Genomic DNA, 17,116 nt, shown 5'->3' with positions numbered 1-17,116 from the left:
CAACGCTGCCGTCTAGAGCGTCGGGCGGTTTTTGTGAATCCGGCGATTGAACTAAGCCGCTGATCGCGGCGATTTGCGGCGGGCTTTGACGAGAGCGCCCTGACTGAGAGGATGGTTGTGTTGCAACCCACCCTTCAGACAGGAGGCCCCGATGGCTGAGATAAGCCCTCTTCGCCGCCGGATGATTGAGGACATGACGATCCGCAATTTGTCCCCGGCAACCCAAAGATCCTACATCAGTGCAGTCCGGAAGTTCAGCCGCTATTTCTCCCGATCACCTGATCGGCTTAATCTCGACGACATTCGCACGTTCCAGGTTCACCTTGTCTCGACGGGGATATCGTGGGCATCGTTAAATCAGATCGTGTGTGCTCTCCGATTTTTCTATGGCATTACCTTGGCCCAAGACGATGTCCCTGAGCGGATTCCATACGCGCGCAAACCCCGCAAGATCCCCGTTGTTCTGTCGGCGGACGAGGTGGCCCAATTTCTTGAGGCCGTCTCCAGTCTCAAGGCGCGTGTAGCGCTGACCACAGCTTATGCCGCTGGCCTCAGGGTCGGCGAGGTCTGTGGTCTGAAGATCGAGGATATCGACAGTTCCCGGATGGTGATCCATGTTCGTCATGGCAAAGGCGCCAAAGCCCGATACGTCATGCTGTCAAACGAGCTGCTGGGCATTTTACGCAGTTATTGGCGTCTATCGCGACCCACCGGGTTCCTTTTTCCAGGGCGCGATGCCGACAGGCCGATCGAACCGACCGTTTTGAACGCCGCCTGTCGTTCAGCGGTTGCCGCTTCTGGCCTTTCAAAGCGGGTCACCGTCCATACGTTGCGGCATTCCTTTGCAACGCACCTTCTGGAGAACGGCACCGATATCCGGATCATCCAGGTCTTGCTTGGCCATGCCTATCTATCCAGCACTGCGCATTATGCACAGGTGTCCACCGACACCATCAGGTCGACCGCCAGTCCCCTTGACCGTTTGCGATTGGAGGTGACCCCGCCGGAAGCGTAGCAGGTTGCGTCCCGCCTTCGAAGTCGCCGACATCTTTCGGTGGCATGGTGGCCCTTACAGACGCGAGAACGCCGGTCATCTTGGCCGCAGCGAACGACGCGTCATGGGAGCAATAGAAGCCTGCCGGACACCCAGGCTCGGGGGTCATGTCGATGCTTGCGATCAGTGCGGCAGAACCCGCATCTCCTATAACTCATGTCGTAATCGCCACTGCCCAAAGTGTCAGGGAGCCGCTCGCAAGGATTGGGTCGACGCACGCATCGCCGATCTCTTGCCGGTCCCCTATTTCCATGTGGTCTTCACGCTACCACGTGATGTCGCTGACATCGCCTTCCAGAACAAGGCGGTCGTCTATGCATTGTTGATGCAGATCTCGGCCGAGACCCTGCAGACCATCGCAGCTAACCCCAAGTGGCTAGGCGCAGAGATCGGCGTCACCGGCGTACTTCACACCTGGGGCCAGGCGATGACCCACCATCCCCATGTCCACTGCGTCGTACCGGGCGGAGGCCTCTCACCAGACAGAACAAGGTGGATCAATTGCCGATCGGGCTTCTTTCTACCCGTGCGCGTGCTGTCACGTCTGTTTCGCCGACGCTTCCTGACAGCTCTCGCTGAAGCCTTTGCCAAAAACGAACTCCAATTCTTCAACGAACTCGCTCATCTCAACGATAGCAAGACATTCGCCCGCCATCTTGCCCGCGCTCGCAGCATCGAATGGGTGGTCTACTCAAAGCCCCCATTCGGCGGTCCAGATCAGGTACTTGCCTATCTTGGCCGCTACACCCATCGTGTTGCCATCGCAAACAGCCGCATCGTCCATGTCGATGACGACCATGTCGCCTTCAGATGGAAGGATTATCGTGGAGACGGTCGCGACCGTGAGAAGATCATGCGTCTTCATCCCCACGAGTTCATCCGGCGCTTTCTCCTTCATGTGCTTCCGGATGGCTTCCACCGCATGCGCCACTTTGGCTTCCTCGCCAATTGTCATCGGCGCGATCGTATCGCTCTCTGCAGAAGCCTCCTCGGCCAACCATCACCGACAGGCGAGCGATCCCATTCGACAAAATCTCAGCAGGCCCATTCCTTCGAATGCCCCGATTGTCAGCGTCCCATGCGTCGAACTGGCGTCACCGTTGCCCCTGTACCACCGCCTCGGCCATCATCCTTCTGGTGCGATACTTCATGATGTCAGACAACCGCAAACATCACAGCATATTCCCACTCGTCCAGCGCTGTGCCGGCGATCGATATCGCTCGACCCCCGCAAGATCGAACCGCTTCAGATCCCGGTACATTTGGCCCACAGGTTGCAAGGTCTCCGGCAAAACGCTCCCGAATGTCCATTCTCAGGATCAGCGACACCCTCGGAGCAATCGGGACGGCATGGTTCCGGCTCCGCCGACATAGGGCCGCTTCTCAATTCCCCATAGCAGCGTCCAACAACCCGCGTCTTAGTTCAATCCGGCTTACATGAGGCCGCCCGAACCCGCCGCGCTGTCCCATGCGACCTCAAATAACCCTCCAGATTCCCTTGGCTTCGATTTTGTGATTCAACATGGCAGGAGGACTTGCCATGTCTCGCGCCTATTCTTCGGACCTTCGCCAGCGGATTGTTGATGCGATAACGCAGGGCGAAACGCGTCGAGCGGCGGCAGCTGCTTTCAAAGTTTCGCCCGCCACGGCGGTCCGGCTCAAACAGCGGGCGGATCGAACAGGCTCGGTCGAGCCGTCCCGGCGAGGACGGCCGAGCGGTGGCGGCAAATTAGGCCCTTACCAAGATGCCATTGTCGCCAGGGTAGAGGCACAGCCGGATATCACCATGCCCGATCTGGCGACGTGGCTGGAAGACAAACATGGTGTGAAGGCTGATCCCTCGAACCTGTCAAAGCTGCTCTGCCGGGCGGGCTTCACGTATAAAAAAAACACTGCTGGCATCGGAACGCGAACGCGCCGACGTGCGCCGGGAACGCTATGAGTGGCGCGAACGTCGTCAGCCCGCCATGCAAATGAGCCCCGGACGTCTCGTTTTCGTCGACGAGACCTCGGTCAAGACCAACATGACACCGCTGCGTGGCAGGAGCAGGAGGGGCAAGCGCCTGCAGGCGGATGCCCCATTCGGCAAATGGCATACCCAGACCTTTATTGCCGGTCTGCGCTGCGATGCGCTCACCGCCCCCTTTGTCGTCGATGGAGCCATGGATGGAGACAAGTTCGACACCTACGTGCGAACCCAACTTGCTCCGACGCTTCAGCCGGGCGACGTGGTGATCTGGGACAACCTCAACGTCCACAAAAGCCCCCGAGCGGCGGCTGCCATCGCCGAAAGGAAGGCATGGATACTCTTCCTTCCGCGATATTCGCCAGACAACAATCCGATTGAAATGGCCTTTTCAAAGCTAAAAACACTCTTGCGAAAAATGAAAGCCAGGACTTACGACGATCTCTGGAAAGCCGTCGGAAAAGTCTGCGACCTATTCACGCCACGGGAGTGCTGGAATTATTTCCGCCAAACTGGATGCGTTGCACATTAATCGCCCGACGCTCTAGCACAAAAACGTTCACCTTCTGCGCTTGTCACAAAGAAGATGTATCGCTGATTCCGGACAAAACATATTGAACGTCTGGCCGGCACACAGCACAAGTTAGGCTAGTGTATTAAAAACGCGCGCGGCTATTGCCGCGCCTCCGTTGAAACGAATAGTGTATAGACGGTCGGCTCCGATAGAGACGTCAGTCTCGACCTGACCAGTAAAGACGTCGTCGGTATCCGTACGCACGAACGTCAAGGCTTCCGGCCTTATCGCGACGGTGCAATCTGCACTCCCGACCGCTCCAGCGGCACATTTCAGTGAATCGGGTTTCTGCACGACTGGAGCCCATTGCCCGCGAGATTGAACGGTTTTGTGCGATTTAACCGCGAGCTGGCAAGTTCCGGCTCGCGGTTAAGGCGCTGCCATTCGATTACAAGCTGGACAAGCCCTTATCCATCGCATCGACGATCTCATCGATCTGCGACGCCTCTATGGTCAACGGCGGCGATAGGATGATCATGTTACCACCTTGGCGCACCAACACACCATTCTCTGCCGTTGCCTTAACAAAGCGCTTCATCATCTCGCCCCCGAGCGGCGTCTTGGCGGACCGATCGGAAACGAGTTCGACCGCTGCCATTAGACCCCGACCGCGCACGTCACCAACCAGCTCGTGCTTGTCCTTCATGCGCTGAAGTCCCGCCATGAGGCGCTCACCGAGACGGCCAGCATTTTCGACCACGCCAAGCTCGCGTGTGAGCTTCAGGGTAGCAAGACCTGCCGCACATCCGGCAGGATGACCGGAGTTCGTGTATCCGTGGCCAACATTCGCGACCGGGCCCTTGGCGTTCTCGAAAGCCTGAGCAACCTTTTCGCCAATCATCGTCGCACCGAAAGGGAAGTATCCGGAAGTGATCGCCTTTGCGAGAATCATCATATCCGGCTTCACGCCCCAGCCTCTTACGCCGGAATCGAAGCCGGTACGACCGAAACCGGTCACGACCTCGTCGGCGATTAGAAGCACGCCATACTTGTCGCAAACCTCACGCACCATCGGCCAGAAGCTGTCGTGCGGGACGATGATGCCACCAGCACCCTGAACCGGTTCAGCGATAAACGCCGCCACTGTCTCGGGACCCTGAAAGATAATTTCCTCCTCGAGCAGACGCACGCAAATCTGCGCGAGACGTTCCGGAGAAGTTTCGTCAAAAGCGTTACGGTAGGTAATCGGCGCGGGAATGTGGAAGCAACCCGGCATCAATGGCTCGTAGTTGCGGCGCAGATGAGCGCCGCCGCTAACGGAGGAGCCGCCGAAATGCGTGCCATGATACGAGCGCTTGAGGGAGATGAACTTGTAGCGGTCGTTCTGCCCCAGGATTTTCCAATACTGACGTGCAAGACGTAGAGCGGTTTCGACAGAGTCAGACCCGCCGGACGTGAAAAATACTCTTGTCATTCCGTCGGCACCGAACCAGTCGTCGACGAGAGTCTGGGCAAGCTCTTCCGCAACGCCGGTGGTGTTGCCTTTGAACACTGATGTATAGGCCAGTTGTTCGAGCTGCTTCGTGATCGCCTGAGTGATCGACGGCTGGCTGTAGCCGAGATTAACGTTCCATAGCCCACCGACAGCATCCAGCAGTCGACCGTTGTCGTCGGTGACATAGACGCCGTCTCCGAAGGCGACGCGGCGCGGTGGGTCCATCAACGTTTCTGATGGCGTATCGAAGGGACGCCAAAAGGATTGGACAGAATTGCTGTTCGCGGTTTTATTAGCCATCTTTCGTCCTCACTTTGCAAGTGACAGTTATTGGGACCAACGCCATCAAAACATGCGCATCGGCTGTTTCGTTGAATTAGGCGAAAGCAAGCGAATTCGGACCGGCTTCCGCAATTGTGGCTAAAGCCGCGTTTGCGACCGGATTCGGAAGAAGGCGATACCCAGCAGCGGCAGCCCAATCGTGATCGCGACCATCACGGTTCCCAGCGCATTGATCTCAGGGCTCACCGAGTCCCGGAGCATGCTGTAGATTTCAGTGGGGAGCGTTTCGGTGCCGATAGGCCGCCAAAATATCGAGGCGGTGACGTTGTCGAAGGACAGTGTGAATGACAACAGCAGCCCTGCGACAACTGCGGGCATGAGCAGCGGCAGGGTAACTTCACGAAAAACCTGGAACCGGTTGGCACCTAGCGTCGCAGCCGCCTCCTCGAAGGTCCTCTGTATCGTGATGAGGCGCGCATGAACGACTAGAACGACATAGGGCAGCGCCAGCATAATATGTCCCATCAACAGTAAGCTGAAGCTGCGAGGCTGCTTGAACAACTGCATGAACAATAGAAGCCCCACGGCGAGAACGGTCTCGGGAACAAGAAGTGGTGTCAGCAGGAAGACGTTCATGAAGCGCTTGCCTCGAAATTCGTATCGGGCAAGCGCAATGGCGGCCAGCACGCCTACCAAGCCGCAGATTCCGGCTGTCAACACGCCGAGCACGAGCGACGTCTTGAGAGCCCGCATGACACTTTCGTCCTGAAACAGCTCGCCGAACCAGCGGAGCCCAACCCCTTGCATGGGAAAAGCAGCAAAGTCGGCAGTGTTGAACGAGAGCAGGATCACCGCGGCGACGGGTCCGAAGAGGAACATGTAGACCAGTGCCGTTAAGATTTTTAGCGGCCAGCCAACACCGGGTTGGTCAGCGTTCATCGCGTCAATCCTTTCGTGATGGAGCCGATGCCAAGGAAGCGGCTGTAAATGGCGGTGAGGACAAGGAGAAGGAATGTCAATGCGAGCGACAAAACCGCGCCCATCGGCCAATTCAGCTCAAGGCTGATGGTGTCGGCGATGATGTTGCCGAACATGAAATTGTCCGGACCGCCCAACAGGGCTGGCGTGATGTAAGTGCCGGCAGCCAGGACAAGCGACAGGAGGACGCCAGAGCATAGTCCTGGAAAGGACAGCGGGAGGGTTATTTCCAGGAACGCCTGCCATGACGTGCAGCCCAGCGTTCGAGCGGCGTGAAGCAAGTTTCGGTCGATGCCATCAATGCTCACATAGATGTTCAAGATGACGTAGGGCAGCACAAAACTCAGTATGCCAAGTATCACCGAGAATTCCGTGAATAGAAGCTTGAGCGGGGTATCGGTTAGGCCAAGTCCCATCAGCAACGCATTTATGGCGCCTCTCTCTCCCAGAATATTGATCCAGGCAAGGTTTCTGATGATGAAGCTGATCCAGAAGGGAAGCACGATCAAGATCAACAGGAACGGGCGCCAGACGCGGGAGCTGAAGGCGATCGTGTAGGCCACCGGGTAGGCGATAAAGACCGCAATCACTGTTGTCTCAAGAGCGACGCGCATCGTCTTCCAGAGCCCCAAATAATAATAGGAGTCCGAAAAGAACATTTTCCAGTTATCGAGACTGTAGCCTGGTGCGTCCCGGCCACCACCTATATAGGTGTTGAAGCTGTAGCGGATCATGGTCGCTGTCGGCACGACGATCAGCAGAACAAGCAGGACCAGCGCCGGTGTCAAAAGCAGGAGGATCCGCAGCCTGTCATTTTTTTGGGAGTGAGCCGCTGCCATCTCAGATCCTTCCTTCTATCGGAAGATATTGACCGTCAGCGTCGAGAAGGGTGATCCGCGCCGGGTCGAAATTCAGTTCGGCGAGATCCCCGACGTGAAGAGGATGACGATCGTCCCCAGCAGATGCAGCGACGGGTGTCCCTTCAAGATCGATGACATACGCTGTCTTGTCCCCAAGGAACGTCCGCTCGATAACCTTTCCGAGATGAAGCGCAGGGTTCGCCGATTGCTGAGCGACGCTGACCTTAATATGCGCCGAGCGAACAACCGCCTCGATCGTATCGCCGACCTTCGCACCAACATTTCCGGATAGACGGGTTTGCACGCCGCCTATATCGATGAGGAAAGATCTTTCGGCGCTCTCAACGACCTTGGCTTTTAAAAGGTTCGCGTGACCAATGAACTCAGCAACAAAACGGGACCTCGGCGTGCGGTAAATTTCCTCGGGCGTACCTGTCTGAACGATGCATCCGTCCTTCATCACGACCACAAGATCGGCCATTGCCAGAGCCTCTTCCTGATCGTGAGTAACGAATAACGTGGTGATGCCGGTTGCCTGCTGGAGAGCGCGAATCTCGCTGCGCATATCAGCACGCAGATTGGCGTCCAGTGCCGAGAGCGGTTCATCCAGAAGCAGGACGTCCGGTTTGGTGACGATCGCGCGCGCAATGGCGATGCGCTGTTGCTGGCCGCCGGACAGTTGTGAAGGATACCGATTTGCCGTGTGCGGAAGCCGAACCATTTCCAAGGCATCCATAACCTGTTGCTTGATGTCCGCTTTTGGAAAGCCGCGATATTTCAGGCCGAAAGCAATGTTGTCGAAAACGGTTTTGTGCGGGAACAAGGCATAGTTCTGAAACACTAGGCCGACATTTCGCTTATGGACCGGAACGTCCGTTACCGGCCGACCGTTGATCAAAATCTCGCCGGTCGTGTTGCCTGCAAGGCCAGCGACCGAGCGAAGCAAGGTCGTCTTGCCACAGCCAGAGGGTCCAAGCAACGCAACGAAGGCGCCGGTTTCAACGACGAGATTGATGTCCTTCACCGCAACGACTGGGCCGTAGCGGAGCGTGGTAGATCGAAATTCAAGCATGATAGGGTCGTGTTCCTGTGATAGGGTGTGGGAAGAGGTTCGCATTTGGCCGCCTCTGACGCGGCCATCTGTGCGAAAGACTCATGCACCCCTGGCGACACGCTGCCACTGCGGTTCAAGCTTGTCGATCTGTTCTGCCCAGTAAGCTCCGTCGGGGATATTGAAACCCTCAAACGTTCCGCTGGGATCAAAGCCCGGCTGGTTCTTCAACTGATCCGGGAAGTTCGTCTTTCTCGGATCAAGCGCGGAGCCGTTATTTGTGCGCATGCAATATTCGAAGTTGATCTCCGGCTTGAGCATGAGATCAAGGAGCTTTTCGCAAGGCTCCATCGGCGCGCCTTTCAGGACGAACAAGTTCTGGACCCAGGCCTGGCACTGCTCAGGCTCCAGGTACTCGATCGGGTAATTGTCTTTTTTCAGCGCCACGGCACGGGTCGACCAAATCTCGGCGACGACAACCTCTTCCTTTGCAAGAAGGTCCATAACTTCCGAGCCGGACTCCCAGTATTTCTTGACCAGTGGACGCTGCTCCCGAAGCGCGGCAAAGATTGCATTGGTGTCGCTGAATTTGTTCGGATCCTGGCCCGTGTAAAGGGCCGCCGACCAGATACGGTCGAGTGCGTAGTTGCTCAACGCGGTTTTGCCGGAGAAGCGCTTGTCCCACAGCAACTTGTAGCCGAGAATTTTCGCCTCTTCGCGCGAAACATGCTTCGTATTGTAGGCAATCCCGGTCGTCCCGTAGAGATAGGGAATTGCCGAAAGCTTGCCATTCGGCGTCAGCTTACGCATCTGTTCGATCAAAACCGGAGAAACGAGCTTCAGGTTTGGGATCTTGTCCTCATTGAGCTCAGAATTGGCTCCTAGATCGACGTAGCGCTTGTACATGTCGAAACCGGCATTGGAAAAAACGCTAAGATCACCAGCGCCGCCCGACTTCAGACGGGTGATGATTTCGGTTTCGTCGCCAAATGTGCCTTCGACAACCTCAATGCCGGTGGTCTGAGTGAAGGGTGTGAAAACCACTTCATGCATGTTCTTTTTACTCTGGCCACCATAACCGTAGAAAGTTATCTTTTCGCCGGCCGCCCAGCTCGGACCCGCGCGCATTGCTACCAACGCGGCAGCCGATCCCAATCCTAGAAGATTGAAGTCACGGCGACTTATACCCGCTTCCATTTTTCCTTTGTTCCCAGACATGGAATTCCCCTTTTTTTGCTTGTCATATTGATCAACAGCCCAGTTCATAAGAGCCGAGCAGAATTCACTGCTAATTAATGACTTCTAACAATGAGGGATGTTGATATATCGACCCAAATCTGCAATTTTCTTTCACCATATGGAATAAATTATCGCGCAGTAAGGGATTAGCGTCAACTTATGGAAAATCACGAGCCATCTCAATCAAGCTTAGGAAAGGCGGTCCTCCTATTGAAAGCCATTTCCGGATCGGGCGCCGGTGGTGCGCGCCTCAAGGATATCGCCCGTGGCATAGATACCAGTTTGCCAACGGTACATCGTTTGTTGAAGACTTTGATTAGCGAGGGCCTTGTCGTGCAATCAGACAAAAACTACCGGCTCTCATACGAATTCTTCTGTATGGCTGCCAAATCAAGGCAGATGAACAGCATATCAGGAGCCGCCAGACCATCGCTACTGCGTGTATTCGGCATACTGAAAGAAGCCGTCATTTTGATCGAGCGCTCGAAATTTGACGCCATATGCACGGATTGCTTCTGGGGAAGCCATCCTATCAGGACGTTTTACGGCGGCGTCGGAGGGCGCGTCCCACTGGGTGTTGGGCAAGGCGCGTTGGCCATTCTCGCATTTCAGCCTGACGAGGAGCGCGAGCAGATCATCCGTTTCAACATGCCACGGATTACCGCCGAATATCCGATCGATGAACTTGATTTGAGAACGATGATTAATGAGATCAGGGAAATACGAGCGGCGACTATCGACTTCAATATCAATGATGGCATTTCTGCGATTGCTGTCCCGATCTTTGATATGGCGGGGATTGCACTCGCATCACTTAGCGTCGCAGCCCCCCTTGGGAGACTCTCCGGCTCGCGCCAGAAGACCGTAATCGACCTTCTCGCAAAGGAGGCGCGCCTGATTTCCGAGGCTTTGAATCCTCTGGGGCAGATCGAGGAACCCGTTGCCTGGGGCGAAGCAGCGTCAAAACTGGTTTGACGCGACTGCGTGGACGCCAGATGTTCGGGCCACATAAATGGATAGCAGTTGAACGATCAGGGGACCTCAGACATGATAAATGTATGAAGGTGGTGAAGCCGCGTGCCGCGGCTTCGAGTGAGACACTTATGGGCTTGACAGGTCGCGGAAATAGCGCCGATTTTTCCGCCGATCCTGGCTAGACGGCTCGAAGACAGGCCGTGATGAGGCTTTTTCAGCGGCCGTTGTCGGCCCATTTTGTCGTCATCCGCCTGGTTCGGCGGATTCCGGGCGCGATTAGGCTGTCGCCAGCAGCTTTGGCAGCCTCACCAGATTATAAGCGGTGGCTGTCAGTGTGAACATCCAGCCGACGCGATCCTTTCCACGATGGCGGGTCTTACGCATTCCGCCGCTGGTCTTGGCCCAAGCGAACACTTCCTCGATACGCTTGCGAATGCGCTGACTGACAGCGTAGCCAGGGTGATGGGTGGTGCGACCGTCGATGGCCGAGCGTCGGTTCGTCGTGTTTTGGGCGACGTGTGGCGTCACCTTTGCGTCCCACAAGGCAGCAACGAAATCGGCCGTATCGTAGGCTTTGTCTGCAGCCAATGTGATGCGATGACGACCATCCATGCGGCCCACCATATCCAGTGCCGCCTCGCGCTCGGCGGTTCCGGTCGCATGGGTCAGCGTGGCGTCAACAACCAAACCATTGCGGATTTCCATGGTGACGTGGCCCATGTGGCAAAGCCTGGCCGCCTGGCCACGGGCCTTCTTATAAAGCCTGGCGTCCGGGTCGGTGGTCGATGCGTGGGTTGCGTTGCTGCGCTTCTCGCCGTGGAAATCGCGCTCAGAGTTGCGGCCTTTGGCTTCTGGCGGCTGTTTCTCTTCAGCGCCAGAGCCGCTGCCGTCGGTGTCGCCACCATCTGTGTCGTCCTTGGGCTTGAAGCTCTTCATGCTGGCCCAGGCTTCGATCAAGGTGCCGTCCACCGAGAAGTGGTCGTCTGACAGCAATGCTTTCACCCGCGGCTGGCTCAGCAACGCGGCCAGAAACTTGGCGGCGATATCGCCAGCCAAGAGCAGCTCACGGTTCTTGGTGAACACGGTGACGTCCCAGATCGGCGCGTCCATCGACAAGCCGACGAACCAGCGGAACAGCAGATTGTAGTCCATCTGCTCCATGAGCTGACGCTCCGAGCGGATCGTGTAAAAGGCCTGCAACAACAGAGCGCGCAGCAGCTTCTCCGGCGGGATCGACGGACGGCCGATCGCTGAATACATCGCCTCGAAATCCGGCGACAAAACTTCCAGCGCCTCGTCTACAATCGCGCGGATCGCCCGCAGCGGATGGCTTGTCGGAACCCGGGCTTCGCAGCTCACATAAGAAAACAAACCCGCCGTCTGGATATCATTACCGCGCATGTCCTGCTCCTGCCGACCAATCACTCAGGCATGGAATCATGGCAGTCCGTTCACAGCAAGGGCCTTTTTCCGCATCCTGTTAATGGTAGGACCGACCCCAGCACTATTGGCATGGATCAGGCAGTTTCCAGCCAAGAGTGCGTTGCAGTCTAGCGTAGCGACCATCGCCGTGCGCCAGAGCGAGATTGGCAAACAGCCGCGGAACGCGCTGATAGAGAACCGACTGATCGTCCCGGCATGCTTTGTAGCCCAGGGCGCAGGCCAACCAACTTTTGCCAACGCCCGAATGACCGCAGATGGCGAGATTGTCGTGCGCGTCGATCCAGTCTCCAGCGATGAGCTTCATGAATAGCGCCCGATCAAGTCCACGCTCACTGCGGTAGTCGACATCCTCTGGCACGGCATGATGGCGCAACTTGGCAAACCGCAGTCGAGCGGCAAGCTTGCGATCGTGACGAGAGCTCCAGCACACCTGAAAGGACGAACTTCTCACCAGCAGGACATCCCGACAAACACCCCATTCAGGGGGCGACTAATTCTCGGAATTGGGGGGGCGGCATCATTTCGGAACAAGGGGCGACATGCCTCGGAATTTGCAGCATGAACCCGACGCAATATCCATAGGTCGGCATCTCGGAGATGATCGCTTTGATCTCCTCCACAAGGTCATGATCAGCGAGCGGAGGCCGTCCACGCGCTTTTGAAGGAACCAGCTTGACGCGTTCTGTAATATTGGATCGGGCAACACCCAAAGTCTCGCACACCGCCGTCATCGGGAATTTCCCTTCGGCAGCGATAGCGAGAGCAACATATGTTTTTTTGGGCCGGTGGCGATCTCAAGCGCGTCTTTGAGAATCTCGCCTTCCATCGGCTTTTTTCCAAGCAGTCGCTGCAACTCTTTGACCTGGTTCTGAAGGGAACGATATTCGGAGGCCGGGACGACATCTTCTTGCGCAGCAGTTGCCGTTAGAGCCCCTTGGCTGGCCAGCTTACGCTAGGTGAACACCTGGTTCGGCTGAATCCCATAGCGGCGAGCAACAATGCTCACTGTAGCATCCGGCTCATATGTCGTAAGCACACGGTGAGGGCCGTCTTGCGAGGTTGATGCGAACATCGGAAGTCCTAGTGCAAACACTAGCATTACAGTTGCGTATTTTTACAAGTTCTGAATCTATAGGCCTCCATGATTCGGAGGTCATGGATGATGGGTGCATCGATCGAGACAACGTTGGAACTTTGGGCATCGTCGCTGCGTGAAGTTAAGGCGCGTATGCGCGGATTGTTTACGCAGGAGCGCGTTGCAGCATCTGCAAACCTTTTCCTGGACGGCTTGTTAGGTGATGAGCGCCGTAAGACAGGTTGGACGCGCGCTGAGGCGGCTGGCGATCCTGGTCCGTGGCGACAGCAAGACGCGAAGAGCCGCTCCCTATGCTGTCGGTTTGGGAAACGGATGGTTGAGCAGGGCGCTCAGTCTCCCACGGCATGCCGACGTGGCCGCCGTTTTCGCTGCCGAATCCAGCCAGTTCCTGGAGATGACCTTTTGACCCGTTCTGCCGATTGTTGTGACGTTGCGCACCCTCCGATCCGCCTGCGGTTGCCTCAAGATGGAAGGGTTGACTGAGTTCTGAATGATCTTCTTCCAATGACAACTGTTCCAAATCCGCATCTCGGAAACGGATTTGGCGAGCCTGCTGTCGTTCGAGGCGGCGATATTGGGCATAGGTAATCGGCCGCTCGGTGATACCACGTTCCGCTCTCGAGCTCGGATCAAGGATAATGCCATGGCGAAGGGAAATTTCGGCCATCTTTCTGCGCAAGGCATCATAGTTCAGTTGGGGGTGGCGCCGAGATATCTTCAGCCAGCCGTGTCCCAATAGTTCGCGACGATTGACGACGACATGCAGATGTGGGTGATCGCGGTCGGTGTGAAAGGCGGTAAGGTAGTTGTAGCGCCCCCCCCTTCTCCTGACCCAAACATGTCGGCTGCCCACTCCCGGCTCGCTGCATGAGCTGCCACTTGGCTCGTACCAGCTGGGAAACTCACAACAATATGAGTGGTCAACTCCTGTTGCCTTTCCTCGTCTGGCTGGCTTTCGTCGCAAGTTCCAGTCTCCTGAACCCAGCTTCGGGCAAGCTCGTGGAGTTGGTCCGGCGGGAGGGCAATATCGAGATGCCGGGCTGAGAGCCGAAGTTCCAGTTCGCCCTTTCGGGATAGGTATTCCAATTGATTTATAATCTGCTGAAGGGTCTTGGTCCCGCCTCCCGGCACAATGCGAATGATAACTTGAGCTCCATCCGGCATCCAACATGTTCTCCGGCGGGTGCAGCGTAAGTGCTACAAAGCGTCTTTCAGCAAAGAGCAGCCGTCTATTCGTCGCCGGGACACGGACAAAATGGAACGGAGCAAGCCGTCGAGGTCGGCGAAAGATTTGCCGAAAGCGATACGCTCAGCTCTCAGAGCCTCCAAATCCATTGTCGGATTTTCGGCATAGGCGGATAGTAGCGCCGCAATATTACCTGAGAGCGTCCCTATGGACTGGAGTAAGAGCTCCATCCTGTGACGAGTGTGCGTGTCGATTTCGAGAAAGCCGCCAATACGGCGCACGGCAACCCGTATGGCCATGCTGTCGGACAGCCCGAGCAAGCGTGCTTGCTGAGAAAAACTCTTGTATTCGGCCGAACGCAATCGGGTACTCACGACCTTGAAGCCTGCAACCTTCACGCGTTCGCGCTGCTTGATGACAATGCCAGTTGAGGCGGGCTCACTGCCTTGCGACATAGCTTCCTCCATAGAAGACGGAACGATCTGGACTGCCCGGCGCAGAATTTTCGGTCGGGCCTCACGGAAACCTACCCCTATACGAAATGAAATCAAGAACAAATATGTGCATTTCCCTCTTATGCTGTTACATTTGCAATTATTTTGCAATCTAAATGACATATGGATATGATATTTATTATGTATTCGAGGAATATCTCCGAACTTATTTATGAAAACATAAGAACGCACTTCCGTTCAACAGCATCATCGGATGAGAACATGAAACTTTTGACATTTTGCTCTTTCAAAGGAGGCGCCGGCAAAACCACGGCACTCATGGGTCTTTGTGCTGCCTTTGCAAGGGAGGGTAGAAGAGTGGCTCTCTTCGACGCCGACGAAAACCGACCACTAGCGCGATGGAGAGAAAACGCCATACGCAGCAACACCTGGGATTCTTTTTGCGATGTTTACGCCGCCGAGGAAATGTCGCTCCTGGAGGCAGCTTATGAGGACGCGGAGCTCCGGGGATTTGACTATGCGCTGGCGGATACCCACGGTGGTTCGAGTGAACTCAACAACACAATCATTGCCAGCTCAAACCTGCTTCTGATCCCGACCATGTTGACCCCGCTCGATATCGATGAAGCACTGTCGACCTACCGCTATGTCATCGAGCTGCTGTTGAGCGAGAGCCTGGTAATTCCGGCGGTCGTATTGCGCCAACGTGTCCCGGTCGGTCGATTGACTACATCGCAGCGAGCGATGTCAGACATGCTTTCCAGCCTTCCAGTTGTGCAGTCTCCCATGCACGAGAGAGACGCATTTGCTGCGATGAAAGAACGTGGCATGTTGCATCTCACATTGCTAAACACGAGAACCGATCCGACAATGCGTCTCCTCGAACGGAATCTCAGGGTCGCCATGGAAGAACTCGTTACCCTCTCCAAATTGATTGGCGAAGCGTTGGAGGGGTGAAGATGGGAATTCGAAAACCCACTTTGTCTGTCGGGGAGGCCAGACGGCTTTCAGCCGCTCGACTCGAAATCGTGCATCCTCACTTGCCTGTTGCCCCCCAAAGTTTGGCCCGCGCGCAGCCGCGTGAAAAGCTCGACGAGGAAGATCGACGACCTTCCATTGCTATTGCCAAGCGTCATCACAGGCCTGCTCGACAATCGATACTCACCGTAGATGCCCTCAGTCCGACCACAGCCCCGGAAAAGATGCAGATCTTCCTTTCCGCACGGCCGCCCGCACCTGAGGTATCGGAGATATATGACAACCTGATCCGTCAATATAGCCCTTCCAAATCGCTACAAATGATCTTGCGCCGTGCGCTTGGCGATTTTGAAAACATGCTGGCGGACGGATCGTTTCGCGCGGCTCCGAAGAGTTATCCTATCCCCCAAACTAATTCCGAAAAATCTATCATCGTTCAGACCTCCCGTATGTTCCCGGTACCGCTGCTCGAAGTCGCTCGAAATCATTTTGATCCGTTGGGATTGGAGACTACTCGGGCTTTTGGCCATAAGCTAGCGACCGCCGCGCTTGCATCTTTCTTTGCCGGAGAGAAGACAACTAAACGCTGATCCCTCAAAAGAAAGGGGCCCATCCGAACGCTCCTCGGTGTTAATGCGTTTGGATGAGAGCGAGGAGAGGCAGCTTTTTCAGGCCAAATATCAAACAGCTTACGTCAGGAACAGATCGCTAGTGGCGAAATGTACGGCTGCTTCAGGCCGCCATTACACCCCCATAGGAAACATTAACGTCAGCGTCAAAGAAGTAGCCAGCACCTCTTGCGGTCTTGATCAACTCAGGAGCCGTCGGATCCCCTTCAAGCTTTCGGCGCAGCCGCAAGATGAGGACATCAATGCTTCTATCATACACCTCCTCCTCGCGCACCCGACTGGCGACCAGGAGTTGCTCTCGGGAAAGGACGTCGCGCGGCTTCTCTAGGAAAGCAACCAGAAGGTTAAACTCACCTGCCGTAAGTTTCACCTCATTTCCCTCTTCCGAAATTAAACGGCGTTGCCTCAGATTAAGCGTCCAGTCCGCGAAACAAAATGAACGTCGATCTTTCGTCCGCGCAACATTGGGCCGCGCACGCAATGCCACCCGGATGCGGGCTAGAAATTCGCGGGTTCCAAAAGGCTTGGCAATAAAATCGGTCGCTCCCAGCTCGAGCGCAACAACTTTGTCCGCCTCCTCGAGGCGAGCACCACTTATGATTATGATCGGAAGATCGGACTTTGTCGCTATACTACGAACGATGTCCAGTCCATCTTCGACACCCAAATTAAGATCGACGACCACGACATCGACAGTCTCGGAAGAGAGTACGCGATTGAATTGCTTGCTGTCAGCTACCGCGGTCACCTTCAAGGCATGAATCGTAAGATACTCGACGATAAGATGACGCGTAGTGACATCGTCATCAATGACAAGAACGTGTTTCAAGGGTGCACCTTTCAATCTTGGATCCTAGCCAGCCATTTGCAACTCAACCAAACCAATGCATGCACGGGCTGTCCGCGCGAGACTTT

Annotated in this window: 16 protein-coding genes and 4 pseudogenes; 8 read left to right on the top strand and 12 right to left on the bottom strand. The window is 55.8% G+C overall.

The window, feature by feature from the left end; translation table 11 throughout:
• The first annotated feature begins 151 nt into the window (after nt 1-151).
• The 3 genes from J5278_RS26130 (at nt 152) to J5278_RS26120 (ending at nt 3,552) form a co-directional block, all read left to right on the top strand.
• The gene (locus J5278_RS26130; RefSeq protein ID WP_219259403.1) at nt 152-1,015 is read left to right on the top strand and encodes a site-specific integrase; all 864 of its coding nucleotides are present in this window, start codon (nt 152-154) and stop codon (nt 1,013-1,015) included.
• Between the two features lie 4 nt (nt 1,016-1,019).
• Nucleotides 1,020-2,207: an IS91 family transposase gene (locus J5278_RS26125; protein WP_111220929.1), complete on the top strand. Its 1,188-nt coding sequence runs from the start codon at nt 1,020-1,022 to the stop codon at nt 2,205-2,207.
• 387 nt (nt 2,208-2,594) lie between these two features.
• Nucleotides 2,595-3,552, top strand: a protein-coding gene (locus tag J5278_RS26120; RefSeq protein ID WP_111218028.1) for an IS630 family transposase whose coding sequence is annotated in 2 segments (ribosomal slippage) — nt 2,595-2,936 and nt 2,938-3,552 — 957 coding nt in all. Because the reading frame shifts where the segments join, the coding sequence is not laid out codon by codon here.
• A gap of 111 nt (nt 3,553-3,663) precedes the next feature.
• Here the strand turns inward: J5278_RS26120 and J5278_RS31770 are convergent.
• The 6 genes from J5278_RS31770 to J5278_RS26090 all read right to left on the bottom strand — a co-directional run bounded on the left by J5278_RS31770 (nt 3,664) and on the right by J5278_RS26090 (nt 9,466).
• On the bottom strand, nt 3,664-3,798 hold the full coding sequence (locus J5278_RS31770) for a hypothetical protein (RefSeq protein WP_374108336.1): 135 nt from the start codon (nt 3,796-3,798) through the stop codon (nt 3,664-3,666).
• A 184-nt stretch (nt 3,799-3,982) separates the two neighbouring features.
• Nucleotides 3,983-5,329 carry an aspartate aminotransferase family protein gene (locus J5278_RS26110; RefSeq protein ID WP_111218032.1) on the bottom strand — a complete coding sequence of 449 codons (1,347 nt, stop codon included), beginning with the start codon at nt 5,327-5,329 and terminating at the stop codon, nt 3,983-3,985.
• Nucleotides 5,330-5,449: 120 nt separating this feature from the next.
• Complete coding sequence (locus tag J5278_RS26105) at nt 5,450-6,250, bottom strand: ABC transporter permease (RefSeq protein ID WP_111218034.1); 801 nt, start codon at nt 6,248-6,250, stop codon at nt 5,450-5,452.
• On the bottom strand, nt 6,247-7,023 hold the full coding sequence (locus J5278_RS26100; protein ID WP_247749514.1) for an ABC transporter permease: 777 nt from the start codon (nt 7,021-7,023) through the stop codon (nt 6,247-6,249). The genes J5278_RS26105 and J5278_RS26100 overlap by 4 nt, the downstream gene beginning before the upstream one ends.
• Nucleotides 7,024-7,129: 106 nt before the next feature.
• The gene (locus J5278_RS26095) at nt 7,130-8,173 is read right to left on the bottom strand and encodes an ABC transporter ATP-binding protein (protein WP_307877488.1); all 1,044 of its coding nucleotides are present in this window, start codon (nt 8,171-8,173) and stop codon (nt 7,130-7,132) included.
• Between the two features lie 129 nt (nt 8,174-8,302).
• Entirely contained in the window at nt 8,303-9,466 is a 1,164-nt protein-coding gene (locus tag J5278_RS26090) for an extracellular solute-binding protein (RefSeq protein WP_240538902.1), read from the bottom strand.
• A 183-nt stretch (nt 9,467-9,649) separates the two neighbouring features.
• Between J5278_RS26090 and J5278_RS26085 the strand changes: the two genes are divergently transcribed.
• The gene (locus tag J5278_RS26085; RefSeq protein WP_240538903.1) at nt 9,650-10,414 is read left to right on the top strand and encodes an IclR family transcriptional regulator; all 765 of its coding nucleotides are present in this window, start codon (nt 9,650-9,652) and stop codon (nt 10,412-10,414) included.
• 276 nt (nt 10,415-10,690) lie between these two features.
• On the opposite strand, the gene J5278_RS26080 is transcribed toward J5278_RS26085, so the two are convergent.
• From J5278_RS26080 to J5278_RS26070, 3 genes and pseudogenes are all read right to left on the bottom strand, one after another.
• Nucleotides 10,691-11,815 (bottom strand): IS5 family transposase, encoded by a 1,125-nt coding sequence (locus J5278_RS26080; protein WP_219259401.1) that lies wholly within the window; start codon nt 11,813-11,815, stop codon nt 10,691-10,693.
• A 130-nt stretch (nt 11,816-11,945) separates the two neighbouring features.
• Nucleotides 11,946-12,281 (bottom strand): annotated as a pseudogene (istB, locus tag J5278_RS26075) (IS21-like element ISRel16 family helper ATPase IstB); the annotation flags it as partial.
• Between the two features lie 95 nt (nt 12,282-12,376).
• Nucleotides 12,377-12,884: pseudogene (locus tag J5278_RS26070) on the bottom strand (transposase); the annotation flags it as partial.
• A gap of 114 nt (nt 12,885-12,998) precedes the next feature.
• Here J5278_RS26070 and J5278_RS26065 point away from each other — a divergent pair.
• A pseudogene (locus J5278_RS26065) lies at nt 12,999-13,223 on the top strand (IS701 family transposase); the annotation flags it as partial.
• Nucleotides 13,224-13,653: 430 nt separating this feature from the next.
• Here the strand turns inward: J5278_RS26065 and J5278_RS31765 are convergent.
• Nucleotides 13,654-13,806 (bottom strand): annotated as a pseudogene (locus J5278_RS31765) (relaxase/mobilization nuclease domain-containing protein); the annotation flags it as partial.
• A gap of 59 nt (nt 13,807-13,865) precedes the next feature.
• On the opposite strand from J5278_RS31765, the gene J5278_RS31295 reads away from it, so the two are divergent.
• Complete coding sequence (locus tag J5278_RS31295) at nt 13,866-13,997, top strand: hypothetical protein (protein ID WP_257623501.1); 132 nt, start codon at nt 13,866-13,868, stop codon at nt 13,995-13,997.
• 153 nt (nt 13,998-14,150) lie between these two features.
• Here J5278_RS31295 and virD1 read toward each other — a convergent pair whose 3' ends face one another.
• A complete protein-coding gene (gene virD1, locus J5278_RS26055) occupies nt 14,151-14,594 on the bottom strand; it encodes a T-DNA border endonuclease subunit VirD1 (RefSeq protein WP_111222202.1) in 444 nt (147 codons plus the stop codon).
• Between the two features lie 261 nt (nt 14,595-14,855).
• Between virD1 and J5278_RS26050 the strand changes: the two genes are divergently transcribed.
• Together J5278_RS26050 and J5278_RS26045 are read left to right on the top strand one after the other, a co-directional pair.
• A complete protein-coding gene (locus tag J5278_RS26050) occupies nt 14,856-15,551 on the top strand; it encodes a conjugal transfer ATPase VirC1 (RefSeq protein WP_111222201.1) in 696 nt (231 codons plus the stop codon).
• 2 nt (nt 15,552-15,553) lie between these two features.
• Complete coding sequence (locus tag J5278_RS26045) at nt 15,554-16,162, top strand: conjugal transfer protein VirC2 (protein WP_111222194.1); 609 nt, start codon at nt 15,554-15,556, stop codon at nt 16,160-16,162.
• 142 nt (nt 16,163-16,304) lie between these two features.
• Here J5278_RS26045 and J5278_RS26040 read toward each other — a convergent pair whose 3' ends face one another.
• Nucleotides 16,305-17,030, bottom strand: a complete 726-nt coding sequence (locus J5278_RS26040; protein ID WP_111222193.1) for a response regulator — start codon at nt 17,028-17,030, stop codon at nt 16,305-16,307.
• Nucleotides 17,031-17,116 lie beyond the last annotated feature (86 nt).

The organism is Rhizobium sp. B21/90, from assembly GCF_019355815.1.
In the GTDB taxonomy this organism is placed as follows: Bacteria; Pseudomonadota; Alphaproteobacteria; order Rhizobiales; family Rhizobiaceae; genus Rhizobium; species Rhizobium rhododendri.
The sequence above is the reverse complement of the archived record's forward strand: the minus strand, read 5'-3'. Positions and strand labels throughout refer to the sequence as shown.